This is a genomic window from Rhizobium sp. YJ-22 (assembly GCF_029601685.1).
In the GTDB taxonomy this organism is placed as follows: Bacteria; Pseudomonadota; Alphaproteobacteria; order Rhizobiales; family Rhizobiaceae; genus Metarhizobium.
This window is the reverse complement of record NZ_JARRIR010000001.1, coordinates 594,997-609,762: the sequence shown is the minus strand read 5'-3', so window position 1 is coordinate 609,762 and position 14,766 is coordinate 594,997. Positions and strand designations below refer to the sequence as shown.

At 63.8% G+C, this 14,766-nt stretch carries 11 protein-coding genes, 1 tRNA gene and 1 riboswitch; of the genes, 7 read left to right on the top strand and 5 right to left on the bottom strand.

The genetic code is table 11. The features are described 5' to 3' along the window. Positions 1-7: 7 nt before the first annotated feature. Entirely contained in the window at positions 8-1,714 is a 1,707-nt protein-coding gene (locus P7F60_RS02885; protein WP_277916187.1) for a long-chain-fatty-acid--CoA ligase, read from the bottom strand. Positions 1,715-1,888: 174 nt separating this feature from the next. On the opposite strand from P7F60_RS02885, the gene P7F60_RS02880 reads away from it, so the two are divergent. Both P7F60_RS02880 and P7F60_RS02875 read left to right on the top strand, forming a co-directional pair. After that, positions 1,889-2,281 (top strand): PRC-barrel domain-containing protein, encoded by a 393-nt coding sequence (locus P7F60_RS02880; RefSeq protein WP_277916186.1) that lies wholly within the window; start codon positions 1,889-1,891, stop codon positions 2,279-2,281. Between the two features lie 200 nt (positions 2,282-2,481). After that, on the top strand, positions 2,482-5,145 hold the full coding sequence (locus tag P7F60_RS02875) for an EAL domain-containing protein (protein WP_277916499.1): 2,664 nt from the start codon (positions 2,482-2,484) through the stop codon (positions 5,143-5,145). 75 nt (positions 5,146-5,220) lie between these two features. On the opposite strand, the gene P7F60_RS02870 is transcribed toward P7F60_RS02875, so the two are convergent. Then, positions 5,221-5,757 carry a GcrA family cell cycle regulator gene (locus tag P7F60_RS02870; RefSeq protein ID WP_277916185.1) on the bottom strand — a complete coding sequence of 179 codons (537 nt, stop codon included), beginning with the start codon at positions 5,755-5,757 and terminating at the stop codon, positions 5,221-5,223. Positions 5,758-6,149: 392 nt separating this feature from the next. On the opposite strand from P7F60_RS02870, the gene P7F60_RS02865 reads away from it, so the two are divergent. The 3 genes from P7F60_RS02865 (at position 6,150) to P7F60_RS02855 (ending at position 9,537) form a co-directional block, all read left to right on the top strand. Continuing rightward, positions 6,150-7,349: an aspartate aminotransferase family protein gene (locus P7F60_RS02865; protein WP_277916184.1), complete on the top strand. Its 1,200-nt coding sequence runs from the start codon at positions 6,150-6,152 to the stop codon at positions 7,347-7,349. 89 nt (positions 7,350-7,438) lie between these two features. Beyond that, complete coding sequence (gene argF / locus P7F60_RS02860; protein WP_277916183.1) at positions 7,439-8,356, top strand: ornithine carbamoyltransferase; 918 nt, start codon at positions 7,439-7,441, stop codon at positions 8,354-8,356. A gap of 185 nt (positions 8,357-8,541) precedes the next feature. Continuing rightward, complete coding sequence (locus P7F60_RS02855; protein WP_277916182.1) at positions 8,542-9,537, top strand: Hsp33 family molecular chaperone; 996 nt, start codon at positions 8,542-8,544, stop codon at positions 9,535-9,537. Positions 9,538-9,571: 34 nt separating this feature from the next. Here P7F60_RS02855 and apaG read toward each other — a convergent pair whose 3' ends face one another. Both apaG and P7F60_RS02845 read right to left on the bottom strand, forming a co-directional pair. After that, positions 9,572-9,964: a Co2+/Mg2+ efflux protein ApaG gene (apaG, locus tag P7F60_RS02850; RefSeq protein WP_277916181.1), complete on the bottom strand. Its 393-nt coding sequence runs from the start codon at positions 9,962-9,964 to the stop codon at positions 9,572-9,574. Between the two features lie 183 nt (positions 9,965-10,147). Further along, positions 10,148-11,332 carry an O-succinylhomoserine sulfhydrylase gene (locus tag P7F60_RS02845; RefSeq protein WP_277916180.1) on the bottom strand — a complete coding sequence of 395 codons (1,185 nt, stop codon included), beginning with the start codon at positions 11,330-11,332 and terminating at the stop codon, positions 10,148-10,150. A 46-nt stretch (positions 11,333-11,378) separates the two neighbouring features. Then, positions 11,379-11,456: riboswitch (SAM riboswitch) on the bottom strand. Between the two features lie 73 nt (positions 11,457-11,529). On the opposite strand from P7F60_RS02845, the gene P7F60_RS02840 reads away from it, so the two are divergent. Both P7F60_RS02840 and P7F60_RS02835 read left to right on the top strand, forming a co-directional pair. Next, the gene (locus P7F60_RS02840) at positions 11,530-12,627 is read left to right on the top strand and encodes a 2'-deoxycytidine 5'-triphosphate deaminase (RefSeq protein ID WP_277916179.1); all 1,098 of its coding nucleotides are present in this window, start codon (positions 11,530-11,532) and stop codon (positions 12,625-12,627) included. A gap of 51 nt (positions 12,628-12,678) precedes the next feature. Further along, positions 12,679-12,752 (top strand) — tRNA-Gly (locus P7F60_RS02835). A gap of 19 nt (positions 12,753-12,771) precedes the next feature. Here the strand turns inward: P7F60_RS02835 and P7F60_RS02830 are convergent. After that, positions 12,772-14,661, bottom strand: a complete 1,890-nt coding sequence (locus P7F60_RS02830) for a glycosyltransferase family 2 protein (RefSeq protein ID WP_277916178.1) — start codon at positions 14,659-14,661, stop codon at positions 12,772-12,774. Positions 14,662-14,766: the final 105 nt, after the last annotated feature.

The window sequence follows — 14,766 nt, the reverse complement described above, 5'->3', positions numbered from 1 at the left end:
TGCCAAATCAAGCGGCCCCACGCAATTCCTTGCGCAGGATCTTGCCGACGGGGGATTTGGGCAGTTCGGTGCGGAATTCGATATGGCGCGGCCGTTTGTAATTGGTGAGATTGGCGGCGCAATGGGCGCGCAAAGCTTCTTCGGTCAGGGCCGGATCCTTTTTGACGACGAACAGCTTGACCGCCTCGCCGGAATGCTCGTCGGGCACGCCGATCGCCGCCGCTTCCAGCACGCCGGGCAGCATCGCCGCGACTTCCTCGATCTCGTTGGGATAGACGTTGAAACCGGAGACGAGGATCATGTCCTTCTTGCGGTCAACGATGCGGGTATAGCCGTCCTCGCTCATGAAGCCCATGTCGCCGGTGCGGAAGAAGCCGTCTTGCGTCATCACCCGCAGCGTCTCGTCGGGCCGCTGCCAGTAACCGGCCATCACCTGCGGCCCGCGAATGCAGATCTCGCCGATTTCGCCCAGGCCCACGTCCCGGCCGAGATCGTCGCGGATGGCGAGTTCGGTGGAGGGCAGGGGCAGGCCGATCGAGCCCGTAAAGCTCCGGGAATCGAAGCGGTTGGCAGTGGCGACCGGCGAGGTCTCCGAAAGTCCGTAGCCTTCGGTGATGGAAATGCCGGTGCGCTCGAACCAGCGCTCGGCCACCGGCCGCTGCACCGCCATGCCGCCGCCGAGCACCAGCAGCATCTGCGAAAAATCGATCTTGCCGAAATCCGGGCAGTTCATCATCGCGTTGAACAGCGTGTTGAGCCCGGGGAAGATGTGGAACCGGTATCTGGCCATTTCCCGGGTAAAGGCGGGAATGTCGCGCGGATTGGCGATCAGCACGTTATGGCCGCCGACCGAGATGCCCATCAGCGAATTCACCGTCAGCGCGAAGATGTGATAGAGCGGCAGCGCGCAGACGAAACGCAGCACCTCCGGCTGCGGCCGGTCGATGAAGCAGGCGCGCAGCCATAGCAGGATCTGGTCGCGATTGGCGATCAGATTGGCGTGGGTCAGCGCCGCGCCCTTGGAAATGCCGGTCGTGCCCCCGGTATATTGCAGGAAGGCGACGTCGCTGCCGCCGCGTCCCGCCGGCGCCAGCGGCAGGCCGGCGCCCTTTTGCAGCGCCGCGCGGAAGGAGACATGGCCGGGAAGCGACCAGGCCGGCACCATCTTCTTCACCTTGCGCACCACGAAATTCACCAGATGCCCCTTGAGGCCGAGCAGGTCGCCCATGGCGGTGACGACGATATGCTTCACCTTGGTCTTTGCCACTGCCTGCTGCACGGTTCGGGCGAAGTTCTCCAGCACGAAGATCGCCTTGGCGCCAGAATCGTCGAGCTGGTATTCCAGCTCGCGCGGCGTGTAGAGCGGGTTGATGTTGACGACCACGAAACCGGCCCGGAGGATGGCGTAGACAGCGACCGGGTTCTGCAGCACGTTCGGCATCATCACCGCCACACGGTCGCCCCGGGCGAGCCCTATGGACTGCAGCCACGCGGCGATGGCACGGCTCTTTTCATCCAGGTCGCCATAGGTCATGTCGCGGCCCATGCTGGTGAAGGCGATGCGCGCCGCGTGGCGCTTGCAGCTCGCCTCCAGCACGTCGGACAGCGACGTATCGCGCGACGGCTCGATTTCGGCGGGCACCACCGGCGGATAGGAAGCGAGCCAGATTTTGGCCGGGCTGGCGGCTGTCGCCCTTGCATCCTGTTCCTGCATCGTCCTCACCTCCTGCCTTGTCCTCGGACGCCGCAGCTCTCCCGAAGCAGGCGGCGTCCGAGGATGAGCTTAGGCGATTGTGTTCGAGGCGCAAGTCGAAGGCATGACGGAAGGGGAACAATCGATCCGCCGGGGCGTTGGGTCCATGCAAGAAGAATCGAAAGGAGAATCAAAATGCTGCATCAGGACACCACAAGCCACCGGGATGCGTCCGTTCGTGAAACCTCGGCGCTGATCGCCAGCGACAAGGTCGAGGGCACTTCGGTCTACGGCGCCGATGGCAAGCATATCGGCTCCATCGAGCGCGTTATCCTGGAAAAGCGCGGCGGCCGTGTCGCCTATGCCGTTCTGAGCTTTGGCGGCTTTCTCGGCCTCGGCCAGGACCACTATCCGCTGCCGTGGGAAAAGCTGACCTATGACGAAAGCCTCGACGGCTATCGCATCGACCTGACCCGCGACCAGATCGAGAACGCGCCGCGTTATGCCGAGCGTGACGACGAGAGCTGGTATCGGGAAAACAGCCGCCGCGTCAACGATTACTACGGCGTTCCCCCCTTCTGGATGTAACATCGCCATAATCTTTCAGGTTCAATTCGGCGCCCCGCCGCAAAAGCGGGGCGCCTTTTCTGTATTGTCGGCATTGTTGCGTCGATTAAACAAAATATTAGAGTTTCGCGGCAAGATTGGCATCCCAGAGAGGTCTGACGATGCAGGACGAACGACAGACAAAGGGGATCGGTGAAACCTGCGCTGCCCTGTGGCGGCGGATGGTGAACTTTCCCTATCTGCCGGCAGCGATCATGCTGGTCGTCGTCATCCTGACCGGCATGTTCGCCGACAACCAGAAGCTCAGGATCGCCGAGGAAAATCTGCGCGCCCAGGTCACCGAGCAGTTGAGCCTGGTGCGCTCGCGCGTCGAAGGCAAGATCAACGGCAATGTCGAACTCATCCAGGGTCTCGTTTCGGTCATCGAGACCGAGCCGAACATGAGCCAGGCGCGCTTCAACGATCTCGGCTATCGCATTTTCCAGAACGCCTCGCAGATCCGCAACATCGCCGCCGCCCGCAATATGGTGGTCAACCTCATCTATCCCCTGCGCGGCAACGAGAAGGTGCTGGGCCTCGACTATCGCAACCGGATAAAGCAGCGCGACGGCGTCGAGCGGGTGCGCGCCACCGGGAAGATCGTCATTGTCGGTCCGTTGGATCTGGTGCAGGGCGGGCGCGGCATTATCGTGCGCTATCCGGTTTTCTCGCAGACTTCGCCCTATAGCGGCCGCTTCTGGGGCATCGTCTCGGCCGTCCTCGATCTCGACTGGCTCTACCGCGACAGCCATATCGCCGAAAACCGGACGATCGACGTCGCTATCGCCGACAATTCGCCGGAAGGCCAATACGGCATTCCCTTCTACGGCGACGGCGCGGTGTTCCGCTCCAGGCCGGTGGAGATGACCATTGACCTGGCCCAGGAAAAATGGCGTATCGCCGCCATTCCCAAGGGCGGCTGGGAAAGGCTGCCGGCGGATATCTGGTGGTTTCGCGGCGCCAGCATCGCAATCGGGGCGCTGCTCCTGTTGCCGATGGTCTGGGCCGGCCGTCTGACGGCGGAGCGCCAGCGCAACATGGCCGATCTCGAACGCGGCAAGGAGGCGCTACGCGTTCTGTCGCAACGCCTGAAGATAGCGGTCACCTCGTCACGCACCGGTATCTGGGAATATGACGCCGCCAGCGGCGTGCTGGTCTGGGACGAGCGGATGCGCAATCTCTATGGCGTTTCCGCCACCCAGACCGTCTGTACCTATCACGATTGGAAAAAGGTGCTGCACCCGGAAGACTGCGCCCGTGCCGAAGAGGAATTCGACGCGGTGCTGCGCAGCGTCGGCGCCTATCAAAGCCAGTTCCGGATCGTGACGGCGGAAGGTTTCGTGCGCCATGTGCGCGCCATCGGCCAGGCCTATATGTCACCAGCCGGCACGCTGAAGATCGTCGGCGTCAACTGGGATGTCAGCGACGACATCCGCCTGCAGCAGGAACTGCTGGAGGCCAAGCGGCGCGCCGAGCAGCAGAACATCGAGCTCGAGCAGGCCCGCCTGCTGATGGAGCACAATTCGCTGCATGATGCGTTGACCAAGCTGCCGAACCGCCGCTATCTCGACCAGATCCTGGCCCAGAAATCGGCGGCGCCGAACGGCCGGGCGACGCTGACCGTGCTGCATATCGACCTCGACCGCTTCAAGGAAATCAACGACACGCTCGGTCATGCCGCCGGCGACGAGATTCTCAAGCATACCGCCGAGGTGCTGCGCGCCAGCCTCCGCCCGGAAGATTTCGTCGCCCGCATCGGCGGCGACGAATTCGTCATCATTTCCGATATGCCCGAGGCCGGCGGCTATTACCAGCGCCTTTCCGACCGCATCATCGAGGCGCTGGGTCAGCCGATCCTGTTCGAGGGCCACGAGTGCCGCGCCGGGGCCAGCATCGGCATCGCGGTGCGCACCGATGCCTGCGAGCGCAATGACGAACTGCTGATCAACGCCGACATCGCGCTCTATGAGGCCAAGCGACGCGGGCGCAATCGCTGCGAGTTCTTCACCGACATGCTGCGTTCCTCGGTCGTTCACACCAAGCAGACAGCCGACGAAATTCTGCGCGGGCTGGAGGCCGGCGAATTCCTCGCCTATTACCAGCCGCAATTCGACGCCCATACGCTGGAGATCTCCGGTGTCGAGGCGTTGGTGCGCTGGGATCATCCCACCAAGGGCATTCTGCCGCCGGCCGCCTTCCTGAAGATCGCCGAAAGCCTGAACGTCGTCGGTACGCTCGACCAGATCGTTCTCGAACAGGCGCTGGTGCATTTCAACCAGTGGACGGCGCATGATCTCGCCATCCCCAAGGTCTCGGTCAACATCTCGGCGCAACGGCTGCACAATCCGCATCTCTACGAGCGGGTCGCGGCGCTCGGCCTGCGTCCCGGCTCGGTCTGCTTCGAATTGCTGGAGTCCATTTCCTTCGACGAGCATGACGAGACGCTGATCGGCAACATCCACAAGCTGAAGTCGCTGGGCATCGAATTCGAGATCGACGATTTCGGCACCGGTCATGCCTCGATCATCAGCCTGCTGAAGTTGACGCCGCGCCGGCTGAAGATCGATCGGCAGCTCATCAAGCCGATCCTGTCGTCTTCCACCGAGCGGCAACTGGTCGAGTCGATCATCGACATCGGCAAGGCCTGCGCCATCGAAATCGTCGCCGAAGGCGTCGAGACGATGGAACATGCCGCCATGCTGCGCGACATGGGCTGCGATCATCTGCAGGGCTATGCCTTCGCCCGCCCGATGAGCGCGGCCGATTTCCTTGATTTCGCCCACCGCCGCGCCTGGTTTGCCGCTTATGAGAAGGCCGCCGGCCCGCCACGCCTGCAATGGGCCTGAACTGCCGTCTCGGCCAATAAAAAACGCAGGGACCGAAGAGCCCTGCGTTCGTATTTCAATTCGTTGAACTGACGTTTAGCGCATTTTGCGGCGCTCTGCGACCGGCTGGTAGGCGAGGCGCTGGTGATAGGTGCAATAGGGCGAGCTTTCCGGGGCTTCGCCGCCGCAGAAATGGAAATCGTCCTTCAGCGGATCGCCGACCGGCCACTTGCAGGTGCGTTCGGTCAGTTCCGTCAGGCCGAGACGGCGCGAGATCGGCACGACCACGTTGCCGCGTGTGGAGGGGGTGTAGGGCGCTGCCTCGACGGTATCGTCGATCTCGATCTCTTCCTGAACCATCGTGGCGCCGACCGGGCGGGCAACGGTGCGGGTGACGGCGCGCGGCGCGAAGGCCGGATTGCGCGGCGCCGGCGCCGCTGCGGGGCGCTTGGGCGTGCGGGCGGCGGCCGGCGTGCCGCCGGCCTTGGCGCGGCCGGGCAGGTTGAGGCGGTGGACCTTGCCGATCACGGCATTGCGGCTGACGCCGCCGAGCTGGGCGGCGATCTGGCTCGCGCTCAAACCCTCGGCCCAAAGCTTCTTGAGTTTCTCGACCCGCTCGTCTGTCCAGTTCATGCTTATCTCCGCCTGTCCGCATTGCAGATGATGACGGAATCCGTCATCGTGCCCCGAAGATGCTCCGGAGCGCAACGCATCTCGATTTGTGGTGACTAGTTCCGCCGCATGCAGTCTAGTAATTGAACTTTAACCTAGTGTGAGGCTGACTCCGTGGCAAGAGTCGCCGGAATCATCGCGAATCGATTTCGCGTTTTTCCCCAACTTGCTCGCCGATAGAGTCAAATTTGCAACGGTTCCGTGCCCCTTGCCTGCGCGGATCGGATAGGCTCGCATCCCCGCGGATTTGTTGACAACCCGCCGGGAAATGGGGATAGTGCCCGCGCCGCCGAAAGGCGGCATTTTGATTTTTTGGGTCCTGCCCCAACGCGTCATTTCCGGGAGTTTATGCCATGGCTGAAGCCACGCCCCTCTTTGAGACCTACAATCGCATCCCGCTGCGGTTCGAGCGCGGCGAGGGCGTCTGGCTGGTGACCGAAAGCGGCGAGCGCTATCTCGATTTCGCCGCCGGGATCGCCGTCAATTCGCTGGGCCATTCCCATCCCCATCTCGTCGAGACGATGAAGGCGCAGGCCGAAAAGCTCTGGCATCTCTCCAATCTCTACGAAAGCCCCGGCCAGGAGAAGCTCGCCGCCCGCCTGACGGCGGCGACCTTCGCCGACAAGGTGTTCTTCACCAATTCCGGCGCCGAGGCGCTGGAATGTGCGATCAAGACCGCGCGGCGTTATCATTATGCCAAGGGCCATCCCGAACGCTTCCACATCATCACCTTCGAAGGCGCCTTCCATGGCCGCACCCTGGCGACCATCGCCGCCGGCGGCCAGGCGAAATATCTCGAAGGTTTCGGCCCCAAGGCTCCCGGCTTCGACCAGATCCCCTTCGGCGACCTCGATCTCGTCAAGGCCGCGATCACCGACGAGACGGCGGCCATCCTCATCGAGCCGGTGCAGGGCGAGGGTGGCTTGCGCTCCGCCGGCCGCGAATTCCTGCAGGGTCTTCGCGCACTTTGCGACGAGCATGGCCTGTTGCTGATCCTCGACGAAGTGCAATGCGGCGTCGGCCGCACCGGCAAGCTGTTTGCCCATGAATGGGCCGGCATCACCCCCGATATCATGGCGGTTGCCAAGGGCATCGGCGGCGGCTTCCCGCTCGGCGCCTGCCTGGCGACGGCGGAAGCGGCGGCCCCCATGGTCGCCGGCACCCACGGCACCACCTATGGCGGCAACCCGATGGCCATGGCGATCGGCAATGCCGTGCTCGACATCGTGCTGGAAGACGGCTTCCTCGAGCATGTGCGCGATGTCGCGCTGGTCTTCCGCCAGGGCTTGGCCTCGTTGCAGGACCGGTTCCCCGATATCATCGAGGACGTGCGGGGCGAGGGGCTGATGCTCGGCCTCAAGGCGCGCGTTCCCCATAGCGAATTGCTGGCGGCGATGCGCGACGAGCATGTGCTCGGCGTTCTCGCCGGCGACAATGTCATCCGCCTCCTGCCGCCGCTGACCACCACGGCGGAAGAGGCGCGTGACGGCATCGCCCGCATCGAGCGGGCAGCCGCGAAGTTGCAACAGGAACAGTTGAAGAAGTCCGCCTAGTTCCAGGAGGGGCGGGCGAAGCATTTCCGGGAAAAGTGGAAACCGGTTTTCCGTCCGGAAATGCGCAAAAAGAAGCACAGGACAGGACCATGGCATCACCGAAGCATTTCCTCGATCTCTCGGCCATGACGGCGGACGATCTGCGTCGCATCATCGATGACGCCCGCGTCCGAAAAACCGCCACCAAGGCCGGAACCGCGGACAAGCCGCTTCAAGGCAAGATGCTGGCGATGATCTTCGAAAAACCCTCCACCCGCACCCGCGTTTCCTTCGATGTCGGCATGCGCCAGCTCGGCGGCGAGACGCTGTTCCTGTCGGGCACGGAAATGCAGCTCGGCCGCGCCGAAACCATCGGCGACACCGCCAAGGTGCTGTCGCGTTATGTCGACGCGATCATGATCCGCACCACCGATCACCGCCGCCTGCTGGAAATGGCCGAGCACGCCACCGTTCCGGTCATCAACGGCCTGACCGACGAGACGCATCCCTGCCAGATCATGGCCGACATCATGACCTTCGAGGAGCATCGCGGCCCGGTTGCCGGCAAGACCATCGCCTGGACCGGTGACGGCAACAATGTGCTGCATTCCTTCGTCGAGGGCGCGGCCCGCTTTGGTTATCACATGAACATGGCGGTGCCGATGGGCTCGGAGCCGATCGACCGCATCCTCAACTGGGCCCGCGACAATGGCGGCGACATCAAGCTGTATCACGATGCCGAGCGCGCCGTTGACGGCGCCGATTGCGTGGTCACCGACACCTGGGTGTCGATGAACCTGGAGCACAAGGCGCGCGGCCACAACATCTTCCAGCCCTACCAGGTCAACGGCGCGCTGATGCGCCATGCCAAGCCCGAGGCGCTGTTCATGCACTGCCTGCCCGCCCATCGCGGCGAGGAAGTTACCGACGAGGTGATCGACGGCGCGCAGTCGGTGGTGTTCGACGAGGCGGAAAACCGGCTGCATGCGCAGAAATCGGTTCTGGCCTGGTGCCTGGGCGCAATCTGAACCTCAGGGTTTTGCTGTCGCCGGCGGCTTGACCTTCGTCGCCGGCGTGACCATCTAGGTAGCCAAAGGACAACCGGAAGCGGTTTTCCGCCCGGAACAAGGTAAAAACACAGAGCCGGACCATTTTCGCTTTTCGAACGAGAGCGAAAAATGCTTCGGCTCGTTTCGATGTAAGGAGCCGTATCATGGCAGATTCAGGGGCCGAACTCGGCGAATTTGGTTTCGCCGGTGACGATCGCGTCGTGCCGTTCCAGGTCGACGGGCTGGACGTGCGCGGCCGCGCCGTGCAGCTCGGGCCGATCCTCGACAGTATTCTCGGGCGTCATGCCTATCCGCTGCCGGTCGCCAGGCTGCTGGCGGAAACCGTCGTGCTGACGGTGCTGATCGGCACCTCGCTGAAATTCTCGGGCAAATTCACGGTGCAGACCAAGAGCGACGGGCCGGTCGATCTGCTGGTGGCCGATTTCTCGACGCCGGACAGCGTGCGCGGCTATGCCCGCTTCGACGAGGATGCCGTCAAGGCGGCGGTCGCTGCAGGCCTGGCTGAGCCGCATCAGCTTCTAGGCCAGGGCGTGCTCGCCTTCACCATCGACCAGGGCGGCTATACCCAGCCCTACCAGGGCATCGTGCCGCTGGACGGCTCGACGCTGGAGGATATCGCCGGCGTTTATTTCCGCCAGTCGGAGCAGATCCCGACCCGTGTGCGCCTCGGCGTCGCCGAACTGTTCGACCGCGATGCCGACGGCAAGTCGCGCCATCGCTGGCGCGCCGGCGGCCTGATCGCCCAGTTCCTGCCCGAGGCCCCGGAGCGCATGCGCCAGCCCGACCTGCATGGCGGCGACGGCGACGACCGCGACGGCGATCATCTGGAAAACGATTCCTGGTCGGAAGCGCGGATGCTGGTCGACACCGCCGATGCGCATGAACTGACCGACCCGCAGGTCGGCACCGAACGGCTGCTGTTCCGCCTGTTCCACGAGCGTGGCGTGCGCGTCTACGAACCGCAGGCGGTCGCGGATCGCTGCTCCTGTTCGCGCGAGCGGATCAAGGGCGTGCTGTCGGGATTGTCGGCTGAGGAGATCAAGGACAGCATCGAGGACGATCATATCGCCGTCACCTGCGAATTCTGCTCGACCACCTACCGGTTCGAGCCCTCGGAATTCGAAGAACAGACCGTCTAATATGAGAGCGCCGCAGGCCCCGAGCCTGCGGCGCTTAATTCAAGGTGCGGCGCAGGCCGGGCGAATCCAGCGAAAAGGCGGGAATATCGACGTCGAACAGCTCACCGTCGTCGGTCTCCATCTGGTAATGCCCGAACATCATGCCTGATGGTGTATCGAGCGGGCAGCCGGAGGAGTATTCATAGGTGTCGCCGGGCTCCAGCCGCGGCTGTTCGCCGACCACGCCGGGGCCGGTCACCTCGTCCACCTGGCCGTTTTCGTCGGTAATATGCCAATAGCGGTTGAGCAGGCGCACCGGCGCATCCGAATGGTTGGAGATGACGATGCGGTAGGCCCAGACATAGCGTTGGTCGTCCGGATCGGATTGCTCCTCCAGATAGAACGGTTCGACGACCACTTCGATGTCTCTCGTCAGGGCGCGATACATCCCCTACACCTTCACCATCTGCCGCCGCATCCTTGCCAGCGATGCCGCCACCATTCCTTATAACAAAAGAACGGCCGGAAAGGTCTCCTTTCCGGCCGATCCCGTTTCGTTCTGACCCAATTCTGCGCCATCATGGCGCAAAAAGGTTAAGGATGTTTATTTGCTCGCCATGCTGGCAGTCGCTCAGGCTGAAACCTTCGACAGCGCCCGCTCGAAATCGGCGATCAGGTCGTCGGCATCCTCGATGCCGGCCGAGAGGCGTACGGTGCCGGCGGAAATGCCCAGTTCGGCGCGCGCTTCGTCGGTCAGGTTCTTGTGCGTCGTCGTCGCCGGATGGGTGATCAGGCTCTTGGCGTCGCCGAGATTGTTGGAAATCTTGACGATTTCCAAAGCGTTCTGCAGCGCGAAGGCTGCCGCCTTGCCGCCCTTCATCTCGAAAGCGACCAGCGTCGAGCCGCCGCTCATCTGCCGGGCGATGAGATCCGCCTGCGGATGGTCGACGCGGCCGGGATAGATCACCCTGGCGATCTGCTTGCTGTCGGCGAGGAAGTCGGCGATGCGGGCCGCATTCTCGGTCTGCTGCTTGACGCGCAACGGCAGGGTTTCAAGCCCCTTCAGCAGCGTCCAGGCATTGAAGGGCGACATGGCCGGGCCGGTATGGCGGAAATAATCGTGCAGGTTCTCGTCGATCCACTGCTTGTCGGAGAGCACGACGCCGCCGAGGCAGCGGCCCTGTCCGTCGATATGCTTGGTGGCGGAATAGACGACCACATGCGCGCCGAGTTCCAGCGGCTTCTGGAAGAGCGGCGTGGCGAAGACGTTGTCGACCACGACCTTGGCGCCGATCTGATTGGCGAGCTTGGCGACGCCAGCGATATCGACGATCTCAAGCGTCGGATTGGTCGGGCTTTCGAGGAAGAACACCTTGCTGTTGGGGCGGATCGCCTGTTCCCAGTTGGCGAGATCCCGGCCGTCGATCAGCGTGCAGTCGATGCCGTATTTCGGCGCCAGCGTCTCGACCACCCAGCGGCAGGAGCCGAACAGGGCGCGCGCGGCGACGATATGATCGCCGGCCTTCAACTGGCAGAGGATGGCGGAAGCGACGGCGGCCATGCCGGAGGCGGTGGCGCGGGCGTCTTCGGCGCCTTCCAGCGCGCACATGCGCTTTTCGAACATGTCGTTGGTGGGGCTGGCATAGCGGGCATAGATGAAGCCGTCGGTCTCGCCCTTGAAGCGGGCTTCGGCCGCTTCCGCCGTGTCATAGACGAAGCCTTGCGTCAGGAAGATCGCTTCGGAGGTTTCGCCGTGATGCGAGCGGGTCGTGCCGCCATGGACGAGGGTTGTTGCGGGGCGCCATTTCTGAGACATGCCATCACCACTTTCAAAAACAAAAAAACCGGTCGCGAAAGCGAACCGGTTTTCAACCCGGTCCTTTTAGCCACTTGTTTAACGTGGCTGCAAGCCGACCGGCCAAATCACCACGGGATAACGGCCTGAATACTGCGCCTTGCCGCTTGCGTCAATTGCTCAGGTTTGGTTTTGTCTGCCGCAAAAGGAAGGGCATGATGACCAGGACCACAGGCATTCTGGCGGACAAGGCGATCCGCGCGCTGTTTACCGCCGGGCGGCTGAACTCCGAGTCCGCGCTCGATTCCGACCAGATCCAGCCGGCAAGCCTCGACCTGCGCCTTGGCGCGCGTGCTTATCGGGTTCGCGCCAGCTTCATGCCGGGTCCGAACCATTCCGTCGCCGACAAGCTGGAGCGGCTGAAGCTGCACGAGGTCGACCTGAGCGTGGGCGCGGTGCTGGAAACCGGCTGCGTCTACATCGTGCCGCTCCTGGAAAGCCTCGACCTTCCGGCCGACATGTCGGCCTCCGCCAATCCGAAAAGCTCCACAGGCCGGCTCGACATCTTCACCCGCGTCATCACCGACCGGGCGCAGGAATTCGACAAGATCCCCGCCGGCTATAACGGTCCGCTCTATCTGGAGATCTCCCCGCGCACCTTCCCGATCGTCGTGCGCCGCGGCTCGCGCCTGTCGCAGATCCGCTTCCGCATCGGCCATTCGCTGCTCGCCGACGCCGAACTTCTGGACCTGCATACGCGCGAAACCCTCGTCGCCAGCGAGGCGCCGAACGTCTCCAACGGCGGCATCGCGCTGTCCATCGACCTCAAGGGCTCCGGCCCGCTCGGCCTCATCGGCTATCGCGGCAAGCACCATACGGCCGTCATCGATGTCGACGCCAAGGCGGCGCAGGACGTGCTCGATTTCTGGGAGCCGCTCTATAGCCGCGGCCGCGACGAGCTGATCCTCGATCCCGACGAATTCTACATCCTCGTCTCGCGCGAGGCCGTGCATGTGCCGCCGCTGGTCGCGGCGGAAATGACGCCCTATGATACGCTGGTCGGCGAATTCCGCGTCCATTACGCCGGCTTCTTCGATCCCGGCTTCGGCCATGCCGAGGCCGGCGGCTCCGGCAGCCGTGCCGTCCTCGAAGTCCGCAGCCACGAGGTGCCCTTCATCCTCGAACATGGCCAGATCGTCGGCCGCCTGGTCTACGAACACATGCTGGAACGCCCCGAAGGCCTCTACGGCGAAGGTCTCGGCTCGAACTATCAGGCGCAAGGCCTGAAACTCTCCAAGCATTTCCGCCCCGCCTGATTCTGTCGCTCCCTTGACAGGCCGCGGGAACTGGTGGAGAAGAAAACCCGCGCGGGTGTAGCTCAATGGTAGAGCAGCAGCTTCCCAAGCTGAATACGAGGGTTCGATTCCCTTCACCCGCTCCAGGTTTTCACGCAAATGATTTCATTTTTTTGAAGCCATGACGGTCGATGCCGTTGCCGTCTGCCCGGCCTTGGCCGGTGAATCGGCGGCGTTGGCGCAGCGCGCGGGCTCGTGCGGTGTCTTGTGCCAGAGGAAAGGGTTGCTGCGCAGTTCGAAAACCGCGCGCCAGGCCGCAGCCGAGACCATCATCCAATAGGCGGGCAAGGCGAGCCAGCGCCAGCCGATCAGCTTCTTTTCATGGCGGATCATTGCGGCGCTGCCGACGCCGAGAACGGCGGCGTAGCTGCCGAGGATATTGGTGAAATCCATGGCGAACAGGATCTGCGTGGCGATCGACAGGCCTTCGCCCGGCGCCTGCATCAGCGCCCAGATGGTCACGAAGATGAACAGCAGGATGAAGGGATGGGCAAGCGACGAGATCAGCATGCCGCCGATCAGTAGGTTGAACATGGCGAAGGCCGAGGTTCCCATCTCGCGCCGCAGTTCGGCCGGCGCGCGCATCATCACCAACCAGGTCTGGAGCCAGCCCTTGAACCAGCGGGTGCGCTGGTTCATCCACACCCTTGCCGTGGTCGGCGCATCCTCCAGCGTCTGCCGCAGCAACACGTCGGAGCGATAGCCGAGCCGGTAGAGCCGCATGCCGAGATCGGCGTCCTCGGTCACGTTGAACGGATCCCAGCCGCCGGCGGCGCGCAGCACGTCGGTGCGGAAATGGTTGGAGGTGCCGCCGAGCGGCAGCGGCATGCGGCTGCGGGCCAGCATCGGCAGCAATGCCCGGAACAGCGCCGAATATTCCAGCGAAAACAGTGCGCTCAGCCAGGATTGCCGGGCATTGGCGATGATCAGCGGCGCCTGCAGGCAGGCGATATCGTCCGGTGCCTGCCGGAACCTGCCATAGGCCTCGCGCAATTGGTCGGGATGTGGCCGGTCCTCGGCGTCGTAGACGGCGAGATAGCTGCCGCGCGCGGCCGTCAAGGCATAGGTCAGCGCCTTCGGCTTGGTGCGCGGCGCCATCGGCGGAACCTCGACGATCTCGAAATGCGGCGGCAGGTCGAAGGACTTCAGGGCCAGGATGGTGGCGTGATCGTCCGCCTCGCAGACCAGCTTGATGTCGAGCCGCGAGGTCGGCCAGCGCAGCCGCCGCAGTGCCGTCACCAGCTGCGCCGCTACCTGTTCCTCGCGATAGAGCGCCACCATGACCGAGTAGACCGGCAGGTCGCGCAGCGGCGGCAGGGGCGGGATCGGCGCCGCCGGCTCGCGGCAATGGCGGATGGCGCAGCATTTGATCAGGAAGGTCAGGAAATAGAGCAGCGTCAGCACGACATGGATCACGTCGATCGATGGGTGCGGCGCCAGCAAGAGGCCGGCAATCACCATGGAGACGCCGAGCCCGGCATAAAACCCTTGCCGCCCCCAGAACACCACCCGCGCCGAAAGATGCGGCTGCCGTTCGAACAGGCCGGTGATGCTGTCGCGCACGCGGCGCATTCGCCCCGCCTCCCAGACGGCGGCGCGCAGCGTCGTGGCGGAGACGACGACCATATCGGCGCGCAGGCCCGGATTGCGCGCGAGCAGCGCCATGGTCTGCGGCAGCCGCCGCGCCTCGGGCGCCAGCGCCGTCAGCGCGCTTTTGCGCGGGCGCTGCAACCGGACCATCATCGGGCGCGTCAACTGGCTGTCGAGCGCGGCGGTGTCCGGCAGCCGCCCTTCGGGAATCTTGTCGAGATAGGAAAGCGACAGGAGGTGCGCCAGTCCGGCATAATAGGCCGGCTCGCTGACGGCGCCGCTGGCCAGCAATTCACGCTCCAGGGTTGCGCCGGATTGCGTGGCGCGCTCGGCCATTTCGGCGATCAGCGGCTCGCCAATGCCGAGGCGACGCAGCACTTCGCTCTCGATTTCGGCATCGGTCATGGCTGGCATCGAGAAAGGCGCGCCGCCCGTGTCCGGCGGTTTGCAGATGTCTGGATATTTCCCGTTGCGCATGAACCTGCTACACCCCGTCACGGACTGAGACTC